The organism is Patescibacteria group bacterium, assembly GCA_040387855.1.
Taxonomy (GTDB): domain Bacteria; phylum Patescibacteriota; class Minisyncoccia; order Phycocordibacterales; family JAKAEA01; genus JAZKCY01.
The window spans coordinates 73,153-92,707 of the sequence record JAZKCY010000001.1 but is presented as its reverse complement, the minus strand read 5'-3'; the positions used below and the strand labels follow the sequence as shown (position 1 = coordinate 92,707).

The window sequence follows — 19,555 nt, the reverse complement described above, 5'->3', positions numbered from 1 at the left end:
ATAGCTTCAAAAGCCATATTATATTCATATTCTAGTTCGCCTCACGGCGGACTCGTTTTGTTAAAGGGCTACAACTTAATAGAGAAATAATTATAAAAATATGTTCGATTTAAAGGTAATTCACTCAGTTTTAGACCAGCTTGAAGAAGAGCGAGGTATTCCACGTGAGAAAATCATAGAAGCTATCGAAGCTGCGCTTGCTACTGCATACCGAAAGGATTATGGTAAAAAAGGCCAGATTGTTCGGGCTAAATTCGATTTAAACACTGGAACTACTGAATTCCTCCAGGTTAAGATCGTTGTTGATCCAAAAGACATCATCATGCCAAATGAAGATGGTACTTTGCCTGAGATTCCTGAAATTGCTGAAGGTGAGCCAGATAAGATTGTGTTTAACCAAGAACATCATATTCTCCTTGATAATGCCCGAAGAATTAAGAAAGATGCCCAAATTGACGAAGAAATCGTCTTTCCCCTTGAAATGAAGGATGATTATGGCCGTATTGCATCTCAAACTGCAAAACAGGTTATCATCCAAAAGATCCGAGAAGCAGAAAAAGTGTCTGTGTTAGGTGAATTCGGTAAACGAGAAGGAGAAATTGTCTCTGGAACAGTACAGCGAATTGAACGAGGTAATATTTTCATTGATATGGGCCGTGCTTCAGGACTTCTTCCCTATGAAGAACAGATTCCTGGTGAACGATTTCGACAAGGAGAACGAATTCGAGCCTATTTATACCGAGTAGAAGAAACTCCACGAGGTATTTTCCTTCGACTTTCACGATCACATCCAAAATTCTTAGTGAAACTCTTTGAATCTGAAGCCCCAGAACTTGCAAACAACACTATTGAAATTAAAGCAGTAGCTCGAGAAGCCGGATCACGAACAAAGATTGCTGTGCACTCAAATGATGGTCATATTGACCCTGTTGGATCTCTTGTAGGTCAGCGAGGAGTGCGAGTTTCTACGGTTATGAGTGAACTTGGCGGAGAAAAGATTGATATTATCGAATGGTCTTCTGATACAAAGCGATTTGTGGAAGATGCACTTTCACCTGCAAAAGTAATGAGTGTTGAAGTAAACGAAGAAACAAAGACGGCTCAAGTACAAGTTTCTGAAGATCAGCAATCACTCGCTATCGGTAAAGGTGGACAAAACGTACGACTTGCAGCAAAACTTACTGGTTGGAGAATTGATATTCAGTCAGTTAAGGGAGATAATATTGGAACTGCAGCGGCAGGAGTTCATGCAGATATCGACGAAGTACCTGAACTTCCCAACTTCTTAAAAGATAATAATTAAATCATATGAATCTTTGGCACGATGTAACCCTAGGTAAAAATGTACCTGAAGAATTTAATACTATTATTGAAATTCCAAAGGGATCATTCAATAAGTACGAAATCGACAAAGAGACAGGACTTATTGCCCTCGATCGAGCAAATTACTCATATGCTCCCTATCCAACAGACTACGGCTTTGCTCCTCAGACTCTTTGGGAAGACGGCGATGCACTCGATGTACTTGTTCTTACAACATTTCCACTTTCTCCAGGAATTCTCGTAAAAGTACGCCCTGTAGCTGTAATGGAAATGATTGATTCAGGTGAATCAGATTACAAAGTTATTGCAGTGCCTGTAGATGACAAGCGATGGGATGATGTACAAGATCTTGCTGATATAAACAAGCATACGCTTAAAGAACTCACCCACTTCTTTGAAACCTACAAAGCACTTAAAGGTAAACCTGCTCCAGTAGAAATTAAAGGAATCATGGGAAAGAAAGAGGCCCTCGATGCAGTTACAAAGTCAGTTGAACTCTATAAGCAGAAATTCAGTAAATAAGCAGGTATATATGAATTACGAACACATCAAAGTATCAAAAGCAGAGAATTCTCAAATGGAAATTACTGGCTCTATTCCAGCAGATAAGCTTGCCATTTTCCGCAAGAAAGCTATTAAAGAACTCAACGAACGAGTAGATATTCCAGGCTTCCGAAAAGGTCATATTCCTGAGAAAGTTCTTATTGAGCGTGTGGGTGAAGTAGCAATTTTAGAAGAAGCGGGAGAGCTTGCCCTTAAAGCTGTAGTGCCTGAAATTATCGAAAAGAATGTACCAAATTATATTGGTCGTCCTCAAATTTCTATTACAAAATTAGCACCAGGCAATCCCCTTGAGTTTAAAGTGCTCATTGACGTAATTCCAGAATTTAAACTTCCTGATTACAAAAAGATTGCGAAAAAAGAAATGTCTGTAAAAGACGAAGCAATTGAAGTTGGAGATCCTGAAATTGATAATGTGATTGAAGAAATTGTGAAGCAGCATGCTCATAATGAATTTCATCGAGCTCACAAAGATGATGCTTCTCACAATCATACAGATGAAGAAATTGATACATTCAAGCCAAAGTTTGATGATGAATTTGTAAAGAAACTTGGTAACTTTGAAAACGTTGCAGACTTCCGAGTGAAAGCAAAAGAAAACATGATTGTTGAAAAAACAAACAAGGCAAAAGATAAGAAGCGAACTGCAGTTTTAGAGAAGCTTGTTACTGAAACTGATGTAAAACCTCCTCAGGCACTTATTGAAAACGAATTAAACCGAATGTTTGCTCAATTTGAATCTGATGTACAAGGTGTAGGATTAAAGATTGATGACTATCTCAAACACATCAAGAAAACTCCAGAGGATCTACAGAAAGATTGGATGCCTGATGCAGAAAAGCGAGCAAAGCTCAACTTAATTCTTGAAGAAATTGCAAAGACTGAAAAGCTTGATGCTGATAAAGAAATCGTTGATAAAGAAGTAGCACATATCACTAGTCATTATAAAGAAGTTGATCCCCTACGCGCACGACTTTATACTGAGCATATGATGCGAATTGAAAAGACAGTTAAGTTTCTTGAAGAGCAGAAATAACAAATAAAAAACTCTGGAGTTAATCCAGAGTTTTTTATTTGTTATGTATTATATTAACTCTTCGTTTTCAACTATTTCTTTCACAGTCGCAAATGCTCTATCAAAATTCATTGTATTAGACTCTCCACCATTTCTATTTTTCAATTCCTCTAAGAGAGCCTGATAGTCGACTGTTTTTGATGCCACTAATTCCTCTGCTATTGCTGTCATATATGCAGCCTCAGTTACTTTTTCCTGAGAAGTACGTAAATCTTCCCGGCCATGAATTTTACTTCCAATTAAATTATAGAGTGATCGAATGACTTCATCATCTTCTGGTAATCTAAGTATATTCGATTCTGGAATCTTTTCTGACATAGTATTTTTAATTAGCTTAGAGACATTATAGCAAAACCAATGAACTTATTGCTATAGCCGCAGTCTCTGCGCGCAACACTTGATTCCCTAAAGAATAAATTTGCACTGAATGTTGTTTAAATAGTTCTACTTCTTTTTCAGTCCATCCGCCTTCTGGTCCAACAAAAATCCCAATCGGTTCTTCAGGAAGCTTGAGTGATGCATTTCTATCTGCATGCTTATTTTTAATTTCAGAATAATTAAACTTTGGGAATTCTTGTCCGATATGAAAAGCATAGATAGGAAATGTACCTGCATACTTTTCCAGTGTTTGTTCAAGCGTGTGCACATCATATAAGACAGGCATAACTCCACGCTCTGACTGCTCAGATGCCTCTTTAATAATTTTCTGTGCTCGTTCACTATTTAAGTCTTTCTTTTCAGTCCTGTCTGAAACAATTGGGACAAAATGTGAAACTCCAAGCTCAGTACACTTTTCCAAAATCCATTCATAATTATCCTTCTTTATAAGCGATGCAAAAAGCCACACCTCTTCTTTAGGTACATTTATTGCAGCTGATTGATCAATAATCTTGATTTCTCCCTTTCCTCTGGCCAATAGCACAACTTCTGCCAAATATTCAAAACCAGAATTGTCCAACAGCATTATTTGATCCCCTACCCGCAATCGAAAAACGTCCTTGAGCTGATGAATCAAATCATCGTCATAAAGGGTAATGTCTTTTTTATTTCGGAGCTGCTCTTCAATAAAGAATCTTTGGAGTTTCATAAGGACATACTACCAGAAACAACTAAATTTGCATTTCACCTTTCGCTTTCATATACTAAGCCCATTCAGTTACGATATATAAGTATTTACTAATATACCAATTCGGTTATAATATACACATATGAGCTATTTAATTCCAACAGTTATTGAAAAGTCTCCCAATGGAGAACGAGCATACGATATTTATTCACGTTTATTAAAAGAACGAATTATTTTCCTTGGTGGTCCTATTGATGACACTGTAGCAAACATCGTGGTTGCTCAGTTGCTCTTCCTTCAGTCAGAAGATTCAAAGAAAGACATTTCTCTTTATATAAACTCTCCCGGAGGATCTGTAACTGCAGCACTCGCAATGCTTGATACAATGAATCACATCAAGCCTGATGTTTCTACCGTATGTATTGGTATTGCAGCATCTGCAGGAGCACTTTTGCTCTCAGCTGGTACTAAAGGCAAGCGATTTGCCCTTCCCAACTCTGAGATCATGATTCACCAGCCATCAGGAGGAGCAGAAGGCCGAGCATCAGATATTGAAGTAACAGCAAAGCAAATCTTAAAGACTCGAGAGAGACTCAATCAAATTATGGCAAAGAATACTGGTCAAACAGTTGCCCGAATTGAGAGAGACGTTGAACGAGATTACTTCATGGATGCAGAAGAAGCCAAGAAATACGGTATTATCGACAAAATCATCTAAATCAAAACCCATACAGATTTACTGTATGGGTTTTTGTATAAAAAAGCCTATTCTCGACAAAAAGCTAGATCTCTTGTATGATAAAATCATTAGTAAATATTAATTGGTGGCCTTGCTGTTGATTGCCTTCTGCGTGCTGAACCCCTCTATTCCTTTCTTTACTGAACTCAGACTAACAGACGCATAAAGATACAGCTTGCGGTGAGACCACTGTGAAACAATGTCATTACAATTAGCGCTTATGCTTTCGATTGCGATCGGATGCATTGGACTCGTAGGGGGTTATTTCCTGCGATTGGCTATAGCTCTTAGTAAAAAGGGTTCAGTTGAATCCGAAATCAAGCGAATTCTCTCAGATGCTCAAGAAGAATCAAAGAGAATTACTGCTGATGCTGAGAAAAAATCAATCGATACCTTACGAGAAGTACGCGCAGAAATAAAGGAAAAAGAAGATAAACTGAAGAAAACTGAGGACCGTCTGATTAAAAAAGAAGAACTTTTAGATAACAGACAGGTTGATATTGATCAGGAAGTTGAAGTATTAAAGCAAAAGATAGCTGAAATTAAGGCTATTAAGGAAAAAGCAGACAATCTCGAGGCACAAAAGCATCGGGAACTTGAGCATGTAGCACGAATGACTGAAGGAGAAGCCCGATCCGCCATAACGGTCATTGTAGAAAAGAAATATGAAGAAGATATTTTGGTACGAATGCAGAAATTAGAGATGCAGGGCCAAGAAACTCTTGAAAAACGTGCCCAAGAAATCTTAACCACTGCTATACAGCGCCTTGGTAATTCAATGTCATCAGATGTTATGGCAACAAGCGTGCCAATTCCTAATGATGAAATCAAAGGTAAGATTATTGGTAAAGAAGGCCGAAATATTAAAGCTTTCGAACGTGCAACTGGTGTAGAAATCATTATTGATGATACTCCTGGTGCAATTACTATTTCATCATTTAATCCTGTCCGACGACAAATTGCTCGTGTTGCCCTTGATTATCTTATTGCTGATGGCCGTATTCAACCTGCAAAAATAGAAGAAATGGTTGAAAAAGCAAAGAATGAAATTAATAAAGTTATTAAAGAAAAGGGTGAACAGGCAGTATATGAATGTGGAATCTTCAATTTAGATCCACGAATTGTACATATTGTAGGTCGCCTCCATTTTAGAACAAGTTACGGACAAAATGTTCTCGCCCACTCAATTGAAATGGCCCATATTGCCGGAATGATTGCTGAAGAACTTGGTGCGAATGTTTCAATCGCCAAAGCCGGCGCACTGCTACATGACATAGGTAAGGCTGTTGATCACGAAGTTCAAGGAACACATGTTGAAATTGGTCGCCGAATACTTCAAAAGTTTGGTGCACAAGAAGAAATCATTAAAGCAATGCAAGCACACCATGGAGAATATCCATATGAAACGGTTGAATCAGTTATTGTGCAGGTCGCAGATGCTATTTCTGGATCACGTCCAGGTGCACGACGTGATACTGTTGAAAATTATCTTAAGAGATTAGAAGATCTTGAAGGAATTGCTAATTCATTTAAGGGAGTTGAAAAAGCCTATGCTCTCCAAGCAGGCCGAGAAATAAGGGTATTTATCACTCCTCAAGATGTTAATGATTTGGAATCTAAAACTATCGCACGAGAGATCGCACAACGAATTGAAAACGAACTAAAATATCCCGGAGAAATTAAAGTAACAGTCATTCGAGAGACCCGCGTCATCGAATTTGCCAGATAGCAAGTTATATTTTATAGTTTTTTCAGAGCTATCCTTATTATAAGCCATATTATATAATATAGAACATATCAGGGTCGCATCGGTAATTAGAAACGTAATAATTATTACAATGAATAAAGCAAGTATCGTAGATGCAGTACACGCAAAGCTTGGAGGAACAAAGGTTCAGGCAGAGCAGGCAGTTGAAACAATGATTGAAGCTATCGTAGGTTCTCTAAAGAAGGGTGAAGAAGTTTCAATCGCAGGTTTGGGAATCTTCTCAGCAAAGCAGCGACAGGCTCGAAAGGCTCGAAATCCTCGAACTGGAGAGATGGTAGATGTACCAGCAATGCGAGTTCCTAAGTTCCGAGCAGCAAAGGCTCTTAAGGACGCTGTAAAATAAGACTCCATCTTATTTTCACAACAAAAAACCCCTCGACTACGCTCAGGGGTTTTTTGTTATTTGTTTTTATTTAAATAAATATCTCTGCTATACTATTTCATTATGGATACACCAGTATTTTTTGTTTTTCTTTTTATACATATTGTTTCTTTGATTACAGGGTTTGGTGCTGTTATTGCAATTGATTTTAGTGGAGTACTATGGATGTTGAAAAAACTTCCTTTAAAAACTGTTGCTCAGATTGCTGAAGTCACTCAAAGACTTATCTGGATTGGCTGGGTTGGTCTCGTTCTCTCTGGTATTGGTCTTATTACACTTAAAGGCTTCATAGATAACCTTACATGGATAAAGCTCTTCTTTGTAGCAATGCTTGGCTTAAACGGAATATTCTTACACTTTATTAAGAAAGCGACCGACAGACTAGGAGATGTTAATGATCTTCCGCCTAATTTAGTATTTAAAACTGGCCTTGCTTCTACTATTTCTCAGCTTGGATGGTGGGGTGCACTCTCAATTGGTTTCGTTCACCGCCATATCTGGCACTATATTTCTGGCCCTAAAAATCCATGGATCTATATGGTAGCCATTATTGTCCTCATTGCTCTAGCAGCAGTAATTGGAAACGCTGTTACACGTAAAACATCACTTCCCCCTCAAGTTTAACAAAGAATAACGTTTCATGAATAACAAAAGACTCACTAATTAGTGAGTCTTTTGTTTTGTGCTTTAGCACGAGCTTGTCGAGTGCGGGATAGGGGAATCGAACTCCTGACCACAGTTTGGAAAACTGTTGTTATACCATTTAACTAATCCCGCAATGCAATTACTATAGCAGATCTTCCCTATTTATCAAGGCCTAGAAGCTTTCTATTAGCCTTCTCTACAATTTCAAAGGCAACATCAACATTATCCTGAGATGTAAGCCTATTTCGCTTTTCAAGGCCACACACAACACACTTACTGGTAAGGATAAACAAGTCTTTTTCTTGAACACAGTAGATGGGCTGCATCATACCCTGACACTCTGCTCCCCTATCTCCCGGGTTATTATCCACATGTTTACTCCACAAACAAGAAGGACAATGATTCGTAAAACCATTGCCGTTAACCTCTTTACCACAATGTTCACAGGTAAAGTCTTCTACTTTTTTCTGAAACTTAGCAGACATACAATGTCGGAGCGCCGGGATTCGAACCCGGAGTCGCCTGTTCCCAAAACAGGAATGTTAGCCGTTACACCACGCTCCGATGTTCATACAGACTAGCATATAACAGTATTTTTATCAAAAGACTTATAGAATAATATCCTCAAGCATTTCGATTACAGACTTCCCTGTCTTTGAGTCTAAGTAAACAAGAGCTACATCAAACTGCCAATCCGCATCAAAAAGTTTCTTGTGTAACAAATAAGCCTGAATAACCCTACCCAACTTACGTAGTTTCCATGCGTGAACATTATCTTCAGGTCGATATCTATCTGATGTTCTACGTGTAACAAAGCTATCCATTTCACATGAAACTGTTTTTACCTCAATAAAATGATACTTTCCGTCCTTACTACCCACAATATCCAATTCCCCATATGGTTTTAAATAGTTACGATCAAGTATCTTAAATCCCTGTTTCATAAGAAACGTACACACAATGTCTTCACCACTATCCCCAATTATGCGTTTATTGGTTCTTGTATCTGCTTTTGACTCCACATCATCGTTATTCATGAAACAACTATAATTTGATGTACATGAAAACTAGCTCTAGTTTAGATAAAGGTTTCATGAATAACCAATATAGACTGTTTCACGTGAAACATATTGTGTGTATGTGTGTATAACTCTCTAAGTCATCTATTATAGACAGTGTCTGATAATTGTGGCCATACAAGGCCATATTTTTGAGTAAAAGCCATATTGACTCATCTATATGACATTGTCTTTTATACACATATCCACATAGTTATCCACAGTTTTGAGGGTAACTACGGCTAACTGTATATAACTCTTAAAAACTAAGGGACTTGATAAAGACAAAGCCGAGTAGTACACTCGGCTTTAATCTTTAGACACGGGCTAGGGTGCGGGCAGGGAGAATCGAACTCCCGTCTCATCCTTGGCAAGGACGTGTTCTACCACTAAACCATGCCCGCAATGTGCACTCGGAGGGATTCGAACCCCCAATAACGGTTCCGAAGACCGTTGTGATATCCATTTCACCACGAGTGCAATTACTACATCATACGGATTATTAGCAAAAAATCAAAAGATATCTTACTATACAACCATAATGTCCCTACAAACCTCACTTATTGAGAAAATCCCAACGGAAGTTCAAGCTGTAGCAACGACGCTTCAAAAGGCAAATTTTGAAGCATATTTGGTTGGAGGATGTATTAGAGATCTACTTATCAACAGAAAGCCAAAAGATTGGGATATTACAACTAATGCAACTCCAGAAGAAATTATAGGACTTTTTTCAGAGACGTTTTATGAAAACGCTTATGGGACAGTTGGTGTAAAGACAGAAGGGGATAAGGTAGACGAAACAGTCAAAGTCATAGAAGTCACCCCATATAGATTAGAGACAAAGTATACAGACGTGCGACGTCCAGACAGCATAACTTTCAGCAAAGATATAAAGGACGACCTTAAAAGACGTGACTTCACTATTAACGCTATAGCCTTAGATCCTTCTAACGGACATATTATTGACCTTTATAAAGGACAGACTGATTTAAAGGACGGAATTCTACGTACTGTTGGTAATCCACATGACCGATTCCAGGAAGATGCTTTGCGTATCTTGCGGGCTATCCGACTTTCATGTGAATTGAATTTTACTATTGAGTCCGATACAGAAAAGGCACTTGTGGATAACTCTGACTTATTGATCCATATATCTAAAGAACGAGTACGAGATGAATTCTCAAAGATGATTATGTCTGATTATCCACAGCGGGGGATGGAACTTGCTCAAAAGTATAATGTTCTACGGTTTATATCTCCGGAATTTGAAAAAAGTATTGGAATAGAGCAGGGAGGTGTACATAAGTATAACGTGTGGGAACATTTAATCCGTTCATTACAGTTGAGTGCAGATAAAAAATGGCCTCTCGACGTCCGATTAGCCTCACTGTTGCATGATATAGGCAAACCAGACACAAGGAGACCAGGGGAGTCGAAATGGACGTTTTACGGGCACGAGGTAGTGGGGGCACGAATTGCCAAGAGAATCCTCATGGATCTCAAGTTTCCACAGAAACTTATAGAAAAAGTGGTGAAACTTGTTAGATGGCACATGTTTTTCTCAGATACTGAGACAATTACTCACTCCGCCGTACGAAGAATGGTGGCAAACGTAGGGAAGGAGAATGTTTGGGATCTTATGAACGTACGAGTAGCAGATCGGATAGGGACGGGGAGACCTAAGGAGAATCCTTATAGATTACGTAAATACCAGGCAATGATTGAGGAAGTCATGCGGGATCCAATATCTGTAGGCATGCTTAAGATAGACGGGAAGAGGATTATGGAGGTTACTCGTGAAACACCAGGACGTAAGATAGGGTATACACTCCATGCGCTTTTAGAAGAAGTATTGGAAGATCCAAAGCTAAATACGGCTGAATACTTAGAAATGAGAGCAGGAGAGCTTATTAAGCTTCCAGAAGAAGAGCTTAAAGCATTAGGTGAGAAGGGGAAACAAATCCAAGAACAGGTAGAAGAAGAGAAAGTGGGGGAAATCAGAAAGAAATATCATGTAGAATAGTGAATTTAAAAGAGAAGCAACAAAAAAGAGCTAGGAATAACATTCTGAGCTCTTTTTTGTTTGAATATATGATAACAACATATCCAGATATGAAGAATCCTCGTTGCTGCTAGATAGCGGCGACGAGGATTCGATTTCTTTAGGGTGATCAAGCGATGGAGTTGAAGGATTGGTTAGGTTTCCGAGGAGGAAGTGAAGATTGAGGGGGTCTGGCATAATGAGCCGAACAACTCTCTAATCTTACTCCGCTACGACTGGGAAACTGACTAATCCGTCAACACTCATTGAGTGATGCACTGACTATTGACCTGGTATGATCATATCACTACCATAAAAAGTGTCAACAATATTACACCACACACAAAACGAAAGCGAGCTCATGTCAACACATGAGCTCGCTTTACCCTTATTTCTTAAGCTCCATTTCGAGAGGACAATGATCGGACCCTCGAATTTCGCTATGAATCTTTATTGATTTCACATCTTTCAGGAGTTCTTGTGAGACAAAAAAGTAATCAATTCGCCATCCCACATTTCGTTCTCGTGCTGCAGACTTTTGATCCCAATACGTATAAGCACCTGTTTTAGTAGGATAAAAATGTCGATATACATCAACATATCCTGCATTAACTACCTCATCGAGCCATGCGCGTTCTTCCGGTAAGAACCCGGTGTTCTCTTCATTTTCCTTAGGACGAGCAAGATCAATGGCTTCATGAGCCGTATTAATGTCACCGCAAAAAACAATCTTTTTGCCCGTCTTCCTAATAGACTGTATATGATTGAGGAAAGCATCGTAAAATTTTAATTTAAAGTCTAATCGCACGGGTCCACCGCCACCGTTAGGAAAATAGACGTTGAACAACACAAAATCTTTGTAATATAAGCCAATCATGCGCCCTTCTTGATCGAGTTCAGGGATATTCATTCCCAATTCTATTTTTAGAGGCTCATGTTTAGTATATATAGCCACGCCACTATAGCCCTTTCGGCCCTTTGAATGATCAAAATATGAGTAATATCCTTTAATATTCTGAATTTCATCAATAAGTTGATCTCGCTCTGCTTTTACTTCTTGTAAACAGAAAAAATCAGCATCCTGATCAATAATCCACTTAAAATTACCCTTTTTATGTACTGCTCGGATCCCGTTGACGTTCCATGAGATAAAGTTCATACTCGGCATTATATGTCATTTCCTATTAATCAAACAATAGTCGATTTTTTGATGCTTTCTCGAAAAGAAGTGCAACTGCTTATATTTCTGAAATCCAACCCACATGCTCAAATCTCAGATATAGCTAAAAACAGTGGAATACCTAGAATGACAATATATTCGTCATTAAAAACCCTTAAAAAACGTGGTTTAGTGCACTATGAGGTTAAGGGCAAACGAAAACTTTGGCATATTGTTTCACCCAAATTGCTTCAAGAAATCTTGGTAAATCTCGTAAAAAATCTTAGCTAGTAATCATCTAAGCTTTAACTCTTATTCCCTGAATGAAACTTCTTATGGATATCTTTTAAATGTTTGTCAGTTACGTGGGTATAGATCTGAGTGGTTCCAATATGAGCATGGCCAAGTAACGCCTGTACTGAACGTAAATCTGCGCCATTGGAGAGCAAATCTGTAGCAAAGCTGTGACGAATAACGTGCGGTGTAACTTTTTTGGAAATTCCTGCCATTATTGCGTACTGTTTGATGATACGTTCTATGGAACGTGGTGTTAATCGCAAAGATTCAGCATTTTTAGCATTTTTACCAACTTGAATGAATAATGCATCATCCATATCGGTGCGTTTAGCTAAATAAGCCTTAAGTGAAGCCCTTGCTTCAGTAGAAATAAAGACGACTCGTATCTTTTCACCTTTACCTCGAATAGAAAACTCATCTTTTGATATATCGAGATCATTTGAAAGGGAACATAGCTCTGAAACTCGAAGACCAGTTGAAAAAAATAGCTCTAATATGGCTTTATCTCGCAATGCCCTGAGTTCATCTTCAGGTTTTTCTATCGTAACTGCGGCAGGAGCATTTAATAAACGTTCAAGTTCCTCATGAGAAATAATATCAATGCTTCGTTCTGGTACTTTGGCTAAGTCTATACGTTCTGGCTGCAAAGAGGGAACGCCCATACGAACTAAGTACTTTAAGAATGCACGTAACGCTATCAAATAGTAATTTTGTGTCTTCTTTTTGAGAGTTTCTGATTTACCCTGAACTCCTGACTCTTTTGTACCTGAAGGCTTGCGGTTAAGCCACAATCTATAGTTGTGAAGTACAGAATCAGTAATATCTTTAGGATTAGTGAGCTTAGTATGGCTTAAAAACGTAGTTAAATAGAAGTCATAATTGCGAACCGTCTTTAAACTACGGCCCTTTTCTATCTCAGTGTATTCAAGAAATTGAGTTTTTAACTCAGAAAGTGTCATGGGTCTAGTATATCAGAAAATAGTGCTAGAGGCTTGCATTTTTCATGGCTTTATGCTATTATTCCTAATCATGTTAACCAAGACCAAAAAGCAGAAAATCATCAAGGATATGGCCGTACACGCCACAGATACAGGATCTCCTGAGGTCCAGATTTCCATTTTGACTAAGCGAATTGAGGAACTTACCGATCACCTCAAGACACATGCAAAAGATAAGCATTCACGACGAGGACTCCTCCAAATGGTTGCCGATCGAGCGTCACATCTCAACTATCTTCAAAAGAAAGATGCTAAGCGATACGGTGCAATCACCAAAAAGCTTAACTTAAAGAAGAAAGCGTAATATACTAAGAGCGTGATCATATGGTCACGCTCTTGTATTTTTAATACAAGTTTGAAGTGACATTTTTATAAACAGACGGTACTTATCATTTTTATATATTTATGACAGTTATTAAACACAAAGAGCAACGCGTTGGTGTATTTATCGATGCACAAAATCTCTATCACAGTGCAAAAAATCTTTATCAAGCTCGAGTTAACTTTGGCCAAATTCTGAAAGATACGTTAGCAGGACGATCACTTATCCGAGCGATGGCGTATGTTATATCAACTGAAGCAGGGGATGAGCGAAACTTTTTTGATGCATTAAGTAAAATGGGGATTGAAACCCGAACTAAAGACCTTCAAATATTTTTTGGAGGTGCAAAAAAAGCAGATTGGGATGTAGGACTCGCTGTAGATGCAATTAAAATGGCTCCAAAGCTTGATACTATTATTCTAGTATCAGGAGACGGCGATTTTGTACCATTGGTAGAATACCTAAAAATAAACCAAGGTTGTCAGGTAGAAGTTGTATCATTTGGACAATCATCTTCTCAACGATTAAAAGAAGTCGCAGATGAATTTATTGATCTTTCTGAGAACGTGCGCAGATATCTCATTGGTCCAGCTGCTCGCAACGAAAGAAGATTTAAAATTCCTCGCCAGCAAAATAAGAATCAGAATACGTCTAAGGCAACACTTAAAGAAGTTGTAGAATCAACACAACCTGAGGACACAATACCACCTGAAGCAAAATAGTTGTGATATAGTATAGGTGACATGAATGAAGAACCATTGAATGCAAATGGAATTGCAGGTAAACCTCTTTACCCAACAATTGATGCTGACACAAATGTTCTTAAATCTTTTAACGCTGCTAACGAAGCAGATGTTCCTCTACCTAAACCTACAATTCAAGATTCTATTGATACACTTCATAAGCCTGCAGAACTACAAAATTTACGCACATATCAAAGTGATGTAGCAGAAGCAGTACGTAAACAAGGAGCAACTGTTGTTAAGATAGCTGTCGCAGAAAAACAGAAAGAAGCTGTTCAGCCCACCTATACAGATCCAAAACGCAATGCCTTTCTACTTATTTTAAGTATTATCCTCATGATTGGAAGTGGTATGGCTGTAACCGTCTATACTATTATTCATGTATTTCTTAAAGCAGAAGTAGTAGTACCCTATACAGAAGAATTACTTTTTTCAACTGAATCAACACAAAGTATTGTTTTACAATCTAATGATCAAATTCCAGATGCATTGCAACGAGAGGGAATTCAAGCAGGCGCGGCTCTAAATACGTTAGTTCGATTAAAATTCCTTACGGCATCAACTACTATTCCAAGCACAGACACAGTCGAACCTTCAATTCCAATAAATGGTCCTCGATTTGCAGCATTAGTATCTGCACGTTTACCCGATTCACTTATTAGAACCATACAACCGCTCTATAGCTCAGGAATGTATCACGAAGCAGATGGAGATAAAGCTTATATAGTATTTAAAGTTAATTCTTATCAAACAGCTTTTGCAAGCATGATACAGTGGGAAGCATCAATGTTTGATGATTTAAACCCGTATCTTTCACTTTTTAATTCTACAACAACAACCTTTGGGGGTGAATCATTTCAAGATATTGATATACGAAATAAAGACGTCCGAATACTTAAAGACATGAATGGAACGCCTTTACTTATGTATTCATTTTCTGATCAAAATACATTAGTACTTACTACTGATGAGGACGCATTAAAAGAAATATTTAGCCGTCTTTCTACGTATCAGTTGGTACGGTAGATTAAACATTGCACCAATTTATTAGATTGTTACGATATATACTATGAAAAATGATATACATTTCTTTAAAGACAAGCTTCAAAAAGAAAAAACGTTAGTTCTTGAAGAATTAAAAAGTATCGGTGTTGTTAAAAACACACAAAATCAAGATGATTGGGAGGCACGGCCTGCAGATATGGACACATTACGAGCTGATCCCAATGAAGTTGCAGACCGAATTGAATCCTACGAAAATAATAATGGCATGGTAAATTCTCTCGATCAACGATTAATGGAAATAGACAGTGCTCTTTCTAAAATCGAAAACAATACATACGGAATTTGTGAAGAGTGCAGTAAAGAAATTGAAGAAGCTCGACTTGAAGCAAATCCTGCAGCAAAAACGTGCATTGCCCACATGAAATAAATATGAAGTAAAACCTCTAAAAAATTAGAGGTTTTATTATTTCTTTATACTAAATAAAGTAGTCTATACATATGAGTTTTGCAAAAGTGTATAGTGCTCAAGCAAGTTTAATTAAAGCGACAGTTATTTCAATTGAGGTAGACCTTTCCAAGGGGTTACATTCTTTTACTGTAGTGGGATTACCAGATAAAGCGGTTGAAGAATCAAGAGATCGTATCGCGGCTGCAATTAAAAATTCAGGTTTTGACTCTCCCAAAAGCAAAAATCAAAAAGTAGTAATTTCACTTGCTCCTGCTGATATAAAAAAAGAAGGTCCTAGTTTTGATGTTCCAATGGCTTTAGCATATTTATTAGCATGTGATGATATTCGATTTGATGCAGAGAGAAAGTTATTTCTAGGAGAGTTATCATTGGATGGTCAGTTACGAGCAATTCCTGGGGTCTTACCTTTGGTCAGAGAGGCGAAAGCACAAGGCTTTACAGATGTCTATTTACCCAAAGCTAATGCACGTGAAGCAGCGTTAATTTCAGGAATAACTATATATGGAGTTGAACATATCAAAGATATTATTAATCATATCTGTTCGAAAAGAAAAAAAGATATACACCTATTAGAAGAAGTTCAACTTAAAGCCCAAGAACCAACTATTCTTTCGGAACAACAATTCATATGTGATATAGATTTTGCTGATGTACAGGGTCAAGAAGGAGCAAAGCGAGCGCTTGAGATAGCAGCTGCAGGGGGACACAATATCGCTATGTTTGGACCCCCAGGGACAGGGAAGACTATGCTTGCTCGAGCTTTTAGACACATCCTACCCAATCTTACATTTGAAGAAATGCTTGAAGTAACTTCTATACATTCAGTTGCTGGAATACTAAAGGAAGACATTATATTTCATCCTCCATTTCGGGCACCACATCATACTGCTTCCTATATTTCTATTGTCGGAGGTGGATCTGTTCCAAAACCCGGTGAAATAACTTTGGCTCATAGAGGAGTACTTTTCATGGATGAATTTCCAGAATTTGATCGTAAAGTTATTGATGCGCTTCGTCAACCACTTGAGGAACGAGTGGTAACAATCTCTCGAGCGCGTGGAACTAATACATTTCCTGCACAAGCAATTCTAATTATCGCCATGAATCCATGTCCTTGTGGAAATTATGGAATTAAACACAAAGAATGCATATGTACTCCTTATGTACTTGCACGCTATCAACGTAAAATATCAGGACCGATAATTGATCGAGTTGATATGTGGACTGAGGTTTCTGTAATCAATCATTCTGCACTCAGTGAATCAGTATCAACAAATGTACCCACTGAAATTATAAAAGAGCGAGTGAAACGTGCCCGGACTATCCAAGCTGAACGATTCAAAAATCATTCTCGTTCCATAAAGATGAACAGCGAAATGAGTGCTCGTGATATTGGTAAATATGTTGATCTAACCCCTGAAGCAAAAGCAATTCTTAACAACTCATCAGAACGATTACATTTGTCCGGACGAGCTCATCATCGAATGATGAAACTGGCTCGTACCATTGCAGATTTACACGAAAAAACCGCCGTTGATCACGAAGCGGTTTTAGAAGCATTTCAGTATAGACCTAAGAAAAATTACTGAGAATTATTAAAATGGATTACTCGGTCCGTTTCGAACTTCAAAGTGAACATGACATCCAGTAGCACCATACACTTTTCCAGTTGCACCCACAGTTCCAATATACTGTCCTTTAGTAACTTGTGAACCTTCACCAATTGCAACAGTTTGCATATGGGCATAGAGTGTTTGACTGCCGTTTGAATGACTTAGTACGACATAATTTCCGTATCCACCATTGTATGCACCATTTTCCTTTGCAATAACGACTGTTCCAGCAGCAGCAGCATATAATGAAGTACCACATGAGTCAGCAAGATCAACTCCGTTATTACCATGTAATCCCTGGGTTCGCACTCCGGCCTTAATAGGACGAGTATAATATCCACTAGATGGAGCATTATCAGCACTAGCAATACCAACACCAATAGCAACAGAGGCAACTTTCTTAGCAACAGAGGTCTTAGCAGGAGTCTTTGTTGTATTAGCAGCTAATGTTGATGCAGCCTTTGATGTAATTTCACCATCGGGAACGACGATTACTTCACCAATCTTAAGGGAATCATCTACTGCAAGATCATTATATGCTAATACTTCCTGGAGATTTCCCTTATACTGTAACGCAATAGATTGTAGGTTATCTCCCTTTTTAACAACATGCTTAACTCCTGAAATAGGTAATATTACGAGCGTTTTACCAACAGTGAGCATACTATCTTTCTTAAGACTATTCGCCCAAATTACAGTATTTACTGAAATGTTAAACTTTTTAGCTATTCCACTCACTGTATCACCAGACTTAACTGTATAGGTGGTAATACTATTGTTTTCTGGAATAACAGGGCTAGAAACCTCAGCTTTAGTCAAAATTTCCGGCTGAGAAACAAGAGCGTTATCATCAATTAAGGCAACAGAAGAATCTACCGTTGTTGAAACAGTTGGGTTCATAGGTGCCTCTAATAGAGACATTTTCTGAGAATTTGGTGTTAAGCCATCATCAGCGGCCTGAACTTGGGTACCAAATACACCTGACATCGCTGAAATGATACTTGCTTCTGCTGTTCCTGATACGCCAATCATCATCGATGGAAGGGCCAATCTGGATACAAGTAATCCAATAACAGCAAACTTTGTCACCTGGGCAATCGTAGATTTTGGTCTAGCTTGGCCAGGATCCTGTGGGGTCTGTAAAATAAGCCTAAAATTAAGGGTAGAATTCGGTAGTTGCTGATAAATGGCTTTAATTAGCCATAATTCGAGCTCAGAGTTCGGGAGGTTGAGCGCAGAAATTGCGCCTGGAGTAACTATAGACTATACAGATGGGAAGTCAACCAGCTATCCACAGGTCGAGCTTGGGTACTCGTGGTACGATTTAGAGATGTCAGAACGCCGAGATTTTTTTGGAACTGCTTATGTGGATAGTGATCGTGATGTTTTTGGCTACGAAGAAGTTGATTTTGAAAATCAAGATGTTCAACCAGAAGGGCACCACAAAAAAGAACGCACAGAAAAAAGAAAAATCAATCATCCACATTCTTCACACAGAACAATGGATGGAATTACTGCTCGCAAAACACGATCTAAAAAAAGTCACACTGTAATTGAGCAAGCTATTGAACCAATTGTCACTGAAAAACTCTTGTTTAAAAAACAACAATTTCCAAAACCAGCACTAGAAATTGCATCTACTCAAAAAGGACCATCACTCACTGAAAGAATTGAAGCATTGAGAACACAACTCGATCCAGTTCTCAACACGGATTCAGATTTTCATATTTTTAAAGAAAATGATTTTGTAGGAAACACTCCAGAGTCAATTGCTGCAGAAGTAGTTTCAATTTCTGAAACCATTCACGCATTAGAAGCAGAGCGAGCATTGTTAGAACAAAAATTTCTCGCTCTACCTGCATATGAAACAGCAAGAGTTGCAGCATATAAGGCTAAAATAGAGACTATAATAAAACAGCGGGACAGCCAAGTTAGATTAAAAGATACCCTCGTTGAAAAACTAGAAGCATTAAAATCTCATGAATCAAGTAGTACACTTGATCAAAAGGTAGATGAATTATTTGTCGGGGAAAAAGCAGAAGAAGGAAATAATGGGGAACATATGCCGTTACCCGAAGCTCGAGGTAGTTCCACAGCTCCAGTATTTCAGCAAATAGAAGTTCCTCCCAAAACTTCTATTTTAAGAACCATACTACGAGGATTCCTCAGCAAAAAAGCATTTGAAATCATAAAGCGAGATCCGACACACCCAAAAAACAAAAAAAATGCCAACAACAAACCGCTCGAATAGGCGGTTTTTTGTTTTTGGTTTTATGAGTGATATAGTTTCT

General features: G+C 38.2%; 21 protein-coding genes and 4 tRNA genes. 14 read left to right on the top strand and 11 right to left on the bottom strand.

Annotated elements, in window-relative coordinates:
• Nucleotides 1–100 precede the first annotated feature (100 nt).
• From nusA to V4519_00515, 3 genes are read left to right on the top strand one after another with little or no spacing between them, the layout of a single operon-like run.
• The gene (nusA, locus tag V4519_00525; protein ID MES2436474.1) at nucleotides 101–1,303 is read left to right on the top strand and encodes a transcription termination factor NusA; all 1,203 of its coding nucleotides are present in this window, start codon (nucleotides 101–103) and stop codon (nucleotides 1,301–1,303) included.
• A gap of 5 nt (nucleotides 1,304–1,308) precedes the next feature.
• A complete protein-coding gene (locus tag V4519_00520; protein ID MES2436473.1) occupies nucleotides 1,309–1,845 on the top strand; it encodes an inorganic diphosphatase in 537 nt (178 codons plus the stop codon).
• Between the two features lie 10 nt (nucleotides 1,846–1,855).
• Nucleotides 1,856–2,920 (top strand): trigger factor, encoded by a 1,065-nt coding sequence (locus tag V4519_00515; protein ID MES2436472.1) that lies wholly within the window; start codon nucleotides 1,856–1,858, stop codon nucleotides 2,918–2,920.
• A 48-nt stretch (nucleotides 2,921–2,968) separates the two neighbouring features.
• Here the strand turns inward: V4519_00515 and V4519_00510 are convergent, their stop codons facing one another.
• A complete protein-coding gene (locus V4519_00510) occupies nucleotides 2,969–3,277 on the bottom strand; it encodes a hypothetical protein (protein ID MES2436471.1) in 309 nt (102 codons plus the stop codon).
• 25 nt (nucleotides 3,278–3,302) lie between these two features.
• Entirely contained in the window at nucleotides 3,303–4,046 is a 744-nt protein-coding gene (locus V4519_00505) for an RsmE family RNA methyltransferase (GenBank protein MES2436470.1), read from the bottom strand.
• Between the two features lie 121 nt (nucleotides 4,047–4,167).
• Between V4519_00505 and clpP the strand changes: the two genes are divergently transcribed.
• The 4 genes from clpP (at nucleotide 4,168) to V4519_00485 (ending at nucleotide 7,538) form a co-directional block, all read left to right on the top strand.
• A complete protein-coding gene (clpP, locus tag V4519_00500) occupies nucleotides 4,168–4,743 on the top strand; it encodes an ATP-dependent Clp endopeptidase proteolytic subunit ClpP (GenBank protein ID MES2436469.1) in 576 nt (191 codons plus the stop codon).
• Between the two features lie 220 nt (nucleotides 4,744–4,963).
• Nucleotides 4,964–6,493, top strand: coding sequence for a ribonuclease Y (rny, locus tag V4519_00495; protein ID MES2436468.1), 1,530 nt, complete (start codon nucleotides 4,964–4,966; stop codon nucleotides 6,491–6,493).
• 109 nt (nucleotides 6,494–6,602) lie between these two features.
• Nucleotides 6,603–6,875 (top strand): HU family DNA-binding protein, encoded by a 273-nt coding sequence (locus tag V4519_00490; GenBank protein ID MES2436467.1) that lies wholly within the window; start codon nucleotides 6,603–6,605, stop codon nucleotides 6,873–6,875.
• A 102-nt stretch (nucleotides 6,876–6,977) separates the two neighbouring features.
• Nucleotides 6,978–7,538, top strand: coding sequence for a hypothetical protein (locus V4519_00485; protein ID MES2436466.1), 561 nt, complete (start codon nucleotides 6,978–6,980; stop codon nucleotides 7,536–7,538).
• A gap of 82 nt (nucleotides 7,539–7,620) precedes the next feature.
• Here V4519_00485 and V4519_00480 read toward each other — a convergent pair.
• From V4519_00480 to V4519_00455, 6 genes are all read right to left on the bottom strand, one after another.
• Nucleotides 7,621–7,691, bottom strand: a tRNA-Gly gene (locus tag V4519_00480).
• A 26-nt stretch (nucleotides 7,692–7,717) separates the two neighbouring features.
• Complete coding sequence (locus V4519_00475) at nucleotides 7,718–8,044, bottom strand: RNHCP domain-containing protein (GenBank protein MES2436465.1); 327 nt, start codon at nucleotides 8,042–8,044, stop codon at nucleotides 7,718–7,720.
• 6 nt (nucleotides 8,045–8,050) lie between these two features.
• Nucleotides 8,051–8,123, bottom strand: a tRNA-Pro gene (locus tag V4519_00470).
• A gap of 44 nt (nucleotides 8,124–8,167) precedes the next feature.
• Entirely contained in the window at nucleotides 8,168–8,596 is a 429-nt protein-coding gene (locus V4519_00465; protein MES2436464.1) for a YraN family protein, read from the bottom strand.
• Nucleotides 8,597–8,950: 354 nt separating this feature from the next.
• Nucleotides 8,951–9,021, bottom strand: a tRNA-Gly gene (locus V4519_00460).
• A gap of 4 nt (nucleotides 9,022–9,025) precedes the next feature.
• Nucleotides 9,026–9,097, bottom strand: a tRNA-Arg gene (locus V4519_00455).
• Nucleotides 9,098–9,158: 61 nt separating this feature from the next.
• Here V4519_00455 and V4519_00450 point away from each other — a divergent pair.
• A complete protein-coding gene (locus V4519_00450) occupies nucleotides 9,159–10,640 on the top strand; it encodes a CCA tRNA nucleotidyltransferase (GenBank protein ID MES2436463.1) in 1,482 nt (493 codons plus the stop codon).
• 406 nt (nucleotides 10,641–11,046) lie between these two features.
• On the opposite strand, the gene V4519_00445 is transcribed toward V4519_00450, so the two are convergent.
• The gene (locus V4519_00445; protein MES2436462.1) at nucleotides 11,047–11,817 is read right to left on the bottom strand and encodes an exodeoxyribonuclease III; all 771 of its coding nucleotides are present in this window, start codon (nucleotides 11,815–11,817) and stop codon (nucleotides 11,047–11,049) included.
• 305 nt (nucleotides 11,818–12,122) lie between these two features.
• Nucleotides 12,123–13,073, bottom strand: a complete 951-nt coding sequence (gene xerA / locus V4519_00440) for a site-specific tyrosine recombinase/integron integrase (protein ID MES2436461.1) — start codon at nucleotides 13,071–13,073, stop codon at nucleotides 12,123–12,125.
• Nucleotides 13,074–13,143: 70 nt separating this feature from the next.
• Between xerA and rpsO the strand changes: the two genes are divergently transcribed.
• The 5 genes from rpsO to V4519_00415 all read left to right on the top strand — a co-directional run bounded on the left by rpsO (nucleotide 13,144) and on the right by V4519_00415 (nucleotide 17,240).
• A complete protein-coding gene (rpsO, locus tag V4519_00435; GenBank protein ID MES2436460.1) occupies nucleotides 13,144–13,416 on the top strand; it encodes a 30S ribosomal protein S15 in 273 nt (90 codons plus the stop codon).
• A 101-nt stretch (nucleotides 13,417–13,517) separates the two neighbouring features.
• Nucleotides 13,518–14,156 (top strand): NYN domain-containing protein, encoded by a 639-nt coding sequence (locus tag V4519_00430; GenBank protein ID MES2436459.1) that lies wholly within the window; start codon nucleotides 13,518–13,520, stop codon nucleotides 14,154–14,156.
• Nucleotides 14,157–14,177: 21 nt separating this feature from the next.
• Nucleotides 14,178–15,203 (top strand): hypothetical protein, encoded by a 1,026-nt coding sequence (locus V4519_00425; GenBank protein MES2436458.1) that lies wholly within the window; start codon nucleotides 14,178–14,180, stop codon nucleotides 15,201–15,203.
• Nucleotides 15,204–15,246: 43 nt separating this feature from the next.
• Nucleotides 15,247–15,609 (top strand): TraR/DksA C4-type zinc finger protein, encoded by a 363-nt coding sequence (locus V4519_00420; protein ID MES2436457.1) that lies wholly within the window; start codon nucleotides 15,247–15,249, stop codon nucleotides 15,607–15,609.
• Between the two features lie 71 nt (nucleotides 15,610–15,680).
• Complete coding sequence (locus V4519_00415; protein ID MES2436456.1) at nucleotides 15,681–17,240, top strand: YifB family Mg chelatase-like AAA ATPase; 1,560 nt, start codon at nucleotides 15,681–15,683, stop codon at nucleotides 17,238–17,240.
• A 6-nt stretch (nucleotides 17,241–17,246) separates the two neighbouring features.
• Here V4519_00415 and V4519_00410 read toward each other — a convergent pair whose 3' ends face one another.
• A complete protein-coding gene (locus V4519_00410) occupies nucleotides 17,247–18,353 on the bottom strand; it encodes a M23 family metallopeptidase (protein MES2436455.1) in 1,107 nt (368 codons plus the stop codon).
• A 241-nt stretch (nucleotides 18,354–18,594) separates the two neighbouring features.
• Between V4519_00410 and V4519_00405 the strand changes: the two genes are divergently transcribed.
• Nucleotides 18,595–19,515, top strand: coding sequence for a hypothetical protein (locus V4519_00405; GenBank protein MES2436454.1), 921 nt, complete (start codon nucleotides 18,595–18,597; stop codon nucleotides 19,513–19,515).
• Nucleotides 19,516–19,555: the final 40 nt, after the last annotated feature.